8 protein-coding genes are annotated in these 6,615 nt (G+C 45.1%); 1 reads left to right on the plus strand and 7 read right to left on the minus strand.

Annotated features, from left to right (window positions below):
• Positions 1 to 35: 35 nt before the first annotated feature.
• From mnhG to ACSW3C_RS17305, 7 genes are read right to left on the minus strand one after another with little or no spacing between them, the layout of a single operon-like run.
• Positions 36 to 419 carry a monovalent cation/H(+) antiporter subunit G gene (gene mnhG / locus ACSW3C_RS17275; RefSeq protein WP_238081041.1) on the minus strand — a complete coding sequence of 128 codons (384 nt, stop codon included), beginning with the start codon at positions 417 to 419 and terminating at the stop codon, positions 36 to 38.
• A complete protein-coding gene (locus ACSW3C_RS17280) occupies positions 403 to 684 on the minus strand; it encodes a Na(+)/H(+) antiporter subunit F1 (RefSeq protein WP_238081044.1) in 282 nt (93 codons plus the stop codon). The genes mnhG and ACSW3C_RS17280 overlap by 17 nt, the downstream gene beginning before the upstream one ends.
• Complete coding sequence (locus ACSW3C_RS17285) at positions 681 to 1,160, minus strand: Na+/H+ antiporter subunit E (RefSeq protein ID WP_486564038.1); 480 nt, start codon at positions 1,158 to 1,160, stop codon at positions 681 to 683. Before ACSW3C_RS17285 ends, ACSW3C_RS17280 begins: the two co-directional genes overlap by 4 nt.
• 6 nt (positions 1,161 to 1,166) lie before the next feature.
• Positions 1,167 to 2,648 carry a Na+/H+ antiporter subunit D gene (locus tag ACSW3C_RS17290; RefSeq protein WP_486564039.1) on the minus strand — a complete coding sequence of 494 codons (1,482 nt, stop codon included), beginning with the start codon at positions 2,646 to 2,648 and terminating at the stop codon, positions 1,167 to 1,169.
• Positions 2,641 to 2,982 carry a Na(+)/H(+) antiporter subunit C gene (locus tag ACSW3C_RS17295; protein ID WP_486564040.1) on the minus strand — a complete coding sequence of 114 codons (342 nt, stop codon included), beginning with the start codon at positions 2,980 to 2,982 and terminating at the stop codon, positions 2,641 to 2,643. The genes ACSW3C_RS17290 and ACSW3C_RS17295 overlap by 8 nt, the downstream gene beginning before the upstream one ends.
• Complete coding sequence (locus ACSW3C_RS17300; RefSeq protein ID WP_238081052.1) at positions 2,982 to 3,404, minus strand: Na(+)/H(+) antiporter subunit B; 423 nt, start codon at positions 3,402 to 3,404, stop codon at positions 2,982 to 2,984. The genes ACSW3C_RS17295 and ACSW3C_RS17300 overlap by 1 nt, the downstream gene beginning before the upstream one ends.
• Positions 3,391 to 5,799: a Na+/H+ antiporter subunit A gene (locus tag ACSW3C_RS17305; protein WP_486564041.1), complete on the minus strand. Its 2,409-nt coding sequence runs from the start codon at positions 5,797 to 5,799 to the stop codon at positions 3,391 to 3,393. The genes ACSW3C_RS17300 and ACSW3C_RS17305 overlap by 14 nt, the downstream gene beginning before the upstream one ends.
• A 157-nt stretch (positions 5,800 to 5,956) precedes the next feature.
• Here ACSW3C_RS17305 and ACSW3C_RS17310 point away from each other — a divergent pair, with 157 nt between their 5' ends.
• Positions 5,957 to 6,517, plus strand: a complete 561-nt coding sequence (locus ACSW3C_RS17310; RefSeq protein WP_486564042.1) for a YufK family protein — start codon at positions 5,957 to 5,959, stop codon at positions 6,515 to 6,517.
• The last annotated feature ends 98 nt before the right edge of the window (positions 6,518 to 6,615 follow it).

Consider the following 6,615-nt stretch of genomic DNA (forward strand, 5'->3'; position numbering starts at 1 on the left):
CAAAGGGAACAAGTACGTTCTCTTTGCGCGTTTTGTTATTGATCTTCGGATTTTAATGAACCGCTTTCCTTCTTGGCTTTCTCGACAACTTCCTTCAGGTCATCCCCGACTGTCAATTCAGTTGGTTTCACACCTGCCATATAAGCCGCCCGGCTCATCAAATGTCCGCCGATCGGAGAGGTCACGAACAAGAAGATGATACCTAACAGCAGTTGAATGCTGAAATGTCCCTCGTTATACCAGAAGTGAATGAATACACCAAGCAGGATACTCATGACACCCAGTGTGGCACTCTTAGAGGCTGCGTGAGCCCTTGTATAGACATCAGGGAACCGAAGTATCCCTATGGTCGTAACAGCCGTAAAAACAACGCCTACGGTAATTGTAATGACAATTAGAATGTTAATGATGACGCTCACGTTCGATAATCTCCCCTCTTTCAATGAATTTGGAGAACGATACAGTTCCGATGAAGGAAATAATAGCGATGAGCAAAATCACATCGATATAAAATCTCGTATCGAACAATATCGAAAGCAGCGCAATTGCTGAAATGAGCATGACACCGATGCCGTCCAGCGCAATGAGCCGGTCAGGCACAGACGGCCCCTTGAATACACGATACATCAGGCCGGCCATGGATAGAGAGACCACAATCATACTGATCCAAATGAATATCGTCATGCGCGGCTCACCTCCATAATCGCTTTCTCAAAAGAGTTTTTAATGGATTCGATCGCTTCATCCACATCGTCAACATCCAACGCATGAATATAAAGCGTCCGCTGATCATCCGATACATTGACCACTATTGTACCTGGAGTCAATGTGATAAGGCTGGATAACAGCGTAATCTCCCAATCATGCTCCAGCTCAGTCGGCAATGCGAAAAACATTGGCTGGAGATTCAACTTCGGCCGGATAACGAGCATGAAGACCGAAATGTTGGAGAGCGTCAATTCCTTCAGGAAAAGCAAGGTCAGTTTGAGCGCAGCCCAAAGCTTCCAGACATAAAGCCTGCTTTTGAAAAATCGCCGTGTCAAAAAGAGGAGGATCAATCCAATCAGGTACCCGATTACGAAAGTCGAAGCACTGAAGGAAGACGTCATGAACATCCAAGTGACTGCGATAAAAACATTTAATAATATTTGAAAGGCCATCGACATCTACTCCTTTAACACCGCATCAATATAGATGGATGGTTGTAGTAATACATTCGATGCATCCGTCATGTAAGGGAGAAGCCATTCTGTCCCGACACCATAGAGGACAGAGAGAACGACGAGCACAACAGTTGGAACCATCATCCGTCTGTACGGTTTCCGCTTCACTGAAGGCAATGCTTGAGGTTCGCCCCAAAACGCGTAGATGAAAATACGGATGACAGATAGTAACACAACAAGACTGGAAGCCAAGACGACAATGCTTCCCCATATATGGTCAGCTTGGAATGCCCCTTCCACAATAAGCAGCTTTCCGATGAAGCCGCTCAAAGGCGGGATGCCGGCCAGGCCGAATGCCGCGATTAAATAAAACCAGCCTAGTGATGGATGAGTCTTCATCAGACCACCCATTTTTCGCAAATCGGAAGTGCCTGTCACATAAATGATCATCCCGATCAAGAAAAACAAAGCCCCTTTGATCAGCATGTCATGAAGTAAATAAAAGACAGCGCCGGAAAGACCCGATTCGTTCATTTGTGCAGCGCCGAACAAGATGACTCCGACCGCAATGACGATATTGTAAATGACAATTTGTTTGAGGTCGAAATAAGCAAGGGCACCAATACATCCGGCAATGATCGTCAAAATGGATAATACCATCAGAAGCCCGTGTGTAAAGTCCGTATGGTGGACGAAAAATAAAGTGTAGGTCCGCATGATCGCATACACCCCGACTTTTGTCAGCAAAGCTCCAAACAGAGCCAGGACAGGTATCGGCGGTGCCGCATAAGAACCAGGAAGCCAGAAGTAGAGTGGGAAGATAGATCCTTTAATCCCAAACACAATGAGCATCAGCACGGCAATGACCGTAATAATGCCCGGCTGGCCAATCTCAGCAATTTTCACCGAAATATCGGCCATATTCAGCGTTCCGACAACAGAATACAAGTAGGCGACTGTAATGACGAATAAAGCAGATGAAACGACATTGATCAATATGTATTTGATAGACTCACGCAACTGTCTCTTTTCTCCACCAAGAACAATCAAAACATAAGAAGCAATGAGCAGCACTTCAAAAAAGACGAACATATTGAAAATATCACCTGTCGTGAATGCACCATTCACACCAGTAACCATGAAGAGGATTGCCGAGTAATAGAAATAATGCTCTCTGGCCTCCCCTATGGAAGTGAAGCTATAGATGACGACAAGCAGCGTAATAATGATTGTCGTCGTGACCAGCAAGGCTGAAAACATGTCCGACACCATCGAGATACCGAAAGGAGCAGGCCAGCTGCCAAGCGTAATCGTTTGCACGCCATCTTGTTTAACGGAGTGAACGAGAAACAAGGAAGCTGCCAGGGCAGCGATCAGGCCAACTGCAGCCAATACTCGCTGCAACACGATCCGTTCCTTGAAAAACAGCAGCACGATGGCAAAGAGAAATGGAATTATGATAGGAAACAAAAGTAGATTAATCATGTTCGTCATTTCCTCTCATCAAATTCATATTATCTGTTTTGTGTTCGCCGTACGTACGGTATGCAAGGACGAGCATAAAAGCTGTCACTCCAAAACTGATAACAATCGCTGTCAAAATCAGAGCTTGCGGCAAAGGATCCGCAAAATCGGTAGCTTCTTTATCCAGTACAGGAGGGGCAGAACCGCCAAGCCCTCCCATTGTCAAAATGAGCAAATGCGCTCCGTGGCTCAATAGCCCGGTGCCTAAAATCACTTTCAACAGGCTTCTGGATAAGATAAGGTAGACAGCTGCCGTGAACAAAATACCGATTAGAATCGCCATTAGCAATTCCATTACGCATCCCCTCCAATCGATTGGATGATGGTCATCGCTGATCCGACAACAACCAAGTAGACTCCCGCATCAAACAGCATCGCTGTATGGAGGGAGGTCTCCCCGAATAGGGGGAGCGTAAAGTCGTCAAAGGCATGGGTGAAAAAAGGAACATTGAAAAGGATGGAGCCAGCCGCTGTGCCGAGAGCCAGCAGCAGTCCGATGCCAATGACAATAACAAAATTGAAAGGCAATGCCTTTTGGACCGTTTTCAAATCAAATGCGAGCAACAGCAGTACAAGGGCTCCTGTCGTCAGCAATCCGCCAACAAATCCGCCACCTGGCGTATAGTGGCCCGCAAAGAAAATATGGATGGCGAAAAGGAAAATGATGAAAAAGACAACTTTTGTTGTCGTTTGCAATATGACATCATTTGTTCTCATCCGAATTCTCCTTTCTTCCAAGGCGAAGCTTAATCATGCCTAGCACGCCGATACCGGCGATCGATAAGACGGCAATTTCAAACAATGTATCGAAACCACGGTAATCCACCAGGATAACGTTTACAATATTTCCGCCACCCGCCTCGGTCTTCACTGTGTCTTTGTAGAATTGAGCAATGGATGGAATCAGCTTTTGAGAGTGGGCTGATAAAGCAACCAATGTCACTGTGATTCCGACCCCTATTGCGACAATGCCATTCGTCATTTTCGTTTTTACCGTTTCACCATGATCCTTTAGAGCAGGCAAATGCTTGAATGCGAGCAGGAACAGAGCGACTGATACGGTTTCGATGACGAGCTGCGTCAACGCCAAATCTGGCGCCTTGAAAATGACGAAGAACAAGGCGACTGAATAGCCGACAGCGCCAAGAGCGATGATGGCTGCCAGTCTTGTTTTCGATAACAAGACGAAGCACACGGCCAATAGTAAGATGACAGCATTGATCACACTATAGACTCCAATATGCGCAAAACTGTCCATATCAACGACAAACGCGTCTTGCGTGAATAAGATGACAAGAACGGCGATGCTGATGAAAGAGAAGATGTAAATCATATACGTACGGATCAACCCGGTCATATAGAAACGGGAAATCCGATTCATCCCTTTTTCACTGAAATTCATCATGCCGTCATACAAGGCATTTAGAGAAAGCTTGGCAGGCTGCAAGCCATACACCTTTTGCCATTTGGATAGCGAGATGAAGAGCAAGGCTCCAACTATAATGACGCCCACTGTCAGCCATAGTTCAACTGATTTAAAACCATGCCAGGCAGCTACATGGATATCTATGTCACCAGGCTGTGAATATAAATTCGGCTGAATCGCTGCAACAGCCGGTTTTATTAGCCACTTTGCAACAAGGTTAGGAATAAAGAATATTCCGACTACCGAAACTCCGAGAATGACAGGAGAAATGAGCATGCCGACAGGTGCTTCATGCGGCTCCTGAGGCAGCTGGCCTTCTTTGCGCTTACCTGCAAACGTTCGGAACACAAAATAGAAGCTGTAGACAAACGTGAAAACGCTAGCAATCCATGCGATGACAGGGAACAGGATGCCCCATGTGTCGAATTGGAACAGTTCGAACTGCCGGATCGCCACCATCGATTGCAGGAACATCTCTTTACTGAGGAATCCATTGAATGGCGGAAGACCGGCCATCGACATGGAACCAATAAATGCGACAGTGAAGCTGACAGGCATGATGCTCATCAAGCCACCCAGTTTCCGGATATCCCGTGTCCCGGTTTCGTGGTCAACAATGCCTGCAATCATGAAAAGACTTCCTTTGAACGTCGCATGATTGATCAAATGGAAAATTGCCGCGAACATGGCGAATTTAAATACCGTATCATCCGAGTGGAACGTAATTGCTCCCGCACCGAGAAGGGACATGATCAATCCGAGTTGACTGACGGTTGAGAAAGCTAAAATCGCTTTCAAATCCGTTTGTTTCACAGCAAATAACGAACCCCAGAAAAGGGTGAGCAAACCGATTCCAGTTACAAGCCATACCCAGACCTCTGAAAAAGCAAAGATTGGCGTGAAGCGAGCTACTAAATACAGTCCTGCTTTAACCATTGTCGCAGAGTGGAGATAAGCACTGACCGGAGTCGGCGCTTCCATGGCATCGGGCAACCAAATGTAGAACGGGAACTGTGCTGATTTCGTAAACGCCCCGAGCAATAGAAGAACTAGCGCGAGAGTGAAATAGTCATGCCCAACAAAATCAGGAGCGGACGCAATCAATTCACGAATGGAGTATGTATCCCCCATAATGCCGAGAAGGACGAATCCCCCGAGCATCATCAAACCGCCAAAAACAGTGATCATCATGGACTTCAATGCACCGAATCTGGAACGGTCCCGGGTAAACCAGTAGCCGATCAAAAGAAATGAAGAAATCGACGTCAATTCCCAAAACAGATAGAGGGAGATGACATTATCGGACTGTACGACTCCGAGCATGGCGCTCATGAAAAGGAGAAGATAGACATAAAAGTTACCTAACTTCTCCTTGTTTTTATCCAAATAGAAGATGGAGTAAAGTACAACAAGTGATCCGATCCCTGTGATCAGCAATGAGAAAAGCAGGCTGAGCCCATCAATGTAGGAGACAAATGAAATGCCCATGGATGGAATCCACTGCAGTTCGGATATAGCATGTCCGCCATCCATTGTGGACGGGATATATGTTGCGTAATAGAGAAACAGTACGAGAGGGACTGCCAGAACAAACCAACCAGTATGTATACGTTTCATTCTTTTAAATAAAAGGGGAATGAATAAGGCAGCCACAATCGGCAAGAAAATCAGTAATACGAATTCCAAGAAAATCCTCCTTCCAACAACTGAATCAAAATTCCTTACATTGCTTAAAAGTATAACGTAATTCGGGCATATTTGCATAGGCGATGTCGACACTTTATTGCTAAAGTCGACTCTCTTCCTATATTATAGAAAATGATAATATTTTTTGGGGTGTCAAATGAGGAATCCATATTTGTTCGGTTATTTGCCTTTTGTTACCATATCACTATTCAGTTTAACGTTTGGTGTTTATACAGTAAGTGCATCGGTCGGGTTTTTTCAGGAAATCGGGCTTTATGCTGGAATGCGGGAGTTTTTGACGGATGCTCAGCTCCGGCTCTTCTTGCTTATCATTTATGCACTTGTTTTTTTTATGCTGTTTTCTGCGTTGAAACTCATTGCAGAAACGATTCATGAAACAGCCATGCTGTTTTTTTCGAAGGACGCGAAAGGTGAGTCATATAGCGAGGCGAAGGGCGGTAATGTCATTTATTTTTTCGGTGCCCTGACTTCTGTTGTCGGAATCCAATCGGTCACCATCCTTTTGCTCGTCTTCATCCTGACGACATTCATTTATTTCATCTACATCGTGTTCAAACTAACAAAGTTCATGACACTGAGCAGCACAGTCGGTTTAATTGCATTTGAGATTATTATTTGGAGCCTGTTTCTGTCTTGTATTCTTTATATCTTGTTGAAATTATATAACGGCGTCATGGCCAGTTTGCCGAAAGTATAGAGGAGCAGCCCAATAAGGGCTACTCCTCTCAGAGCGTAGACAAAAGTATATTAATTTGTTGTCTCGTATAAAAATAATAAACATCTGTTACTCACATA

Source organism: Sporosarcina sp. AD_1 (genome assembly GCF_057373025.1).

Coding starts and splice junctions, on each gene's coding strand:
- ACSW3C_RS17310 (WP_486564042.1), top strand. CDS start 5,957: ATGAGGAATCCATATTTGTTCGGTTATTTGCCTTTTGTTACCATATCA.
- ACSW3C_RS17280 (WP_238081044.1), bottom strand. CDS start 684: ATGACGATATTCATTTGGATCAGTATGATTGTGGTCTCTCTATCCATG.
- ACSW3C_RS17300 (WP_238081052.1), bottom strand. CDS start 3,404: ATGAGAACAAATGATGTCATATTGCAAACGACAACAAAAGTTGTCTTT.
- ACSW3C_RS17285 (WP_486564038.1), bottom strand. CDS start 1,160: ATGGCCTTTCAAATATTATTAAATGTTTTTATCGCAGTCACTTGGATG.
- ACSW3C_RS17290 (WP_486564039.1), bottom strand. CDS start 2,648: ATGATTAATCTACTTTTGTTTCCTATCATAATTCCATTTCTCTTTGCC.
- ACSW3C_RS17295 (WP_486564040.1), bottom strand. CDS start 2,982: ATGGAATTGCTAATGGCGATTCTAATCGGTATTTTGTTCACGGCAGCT.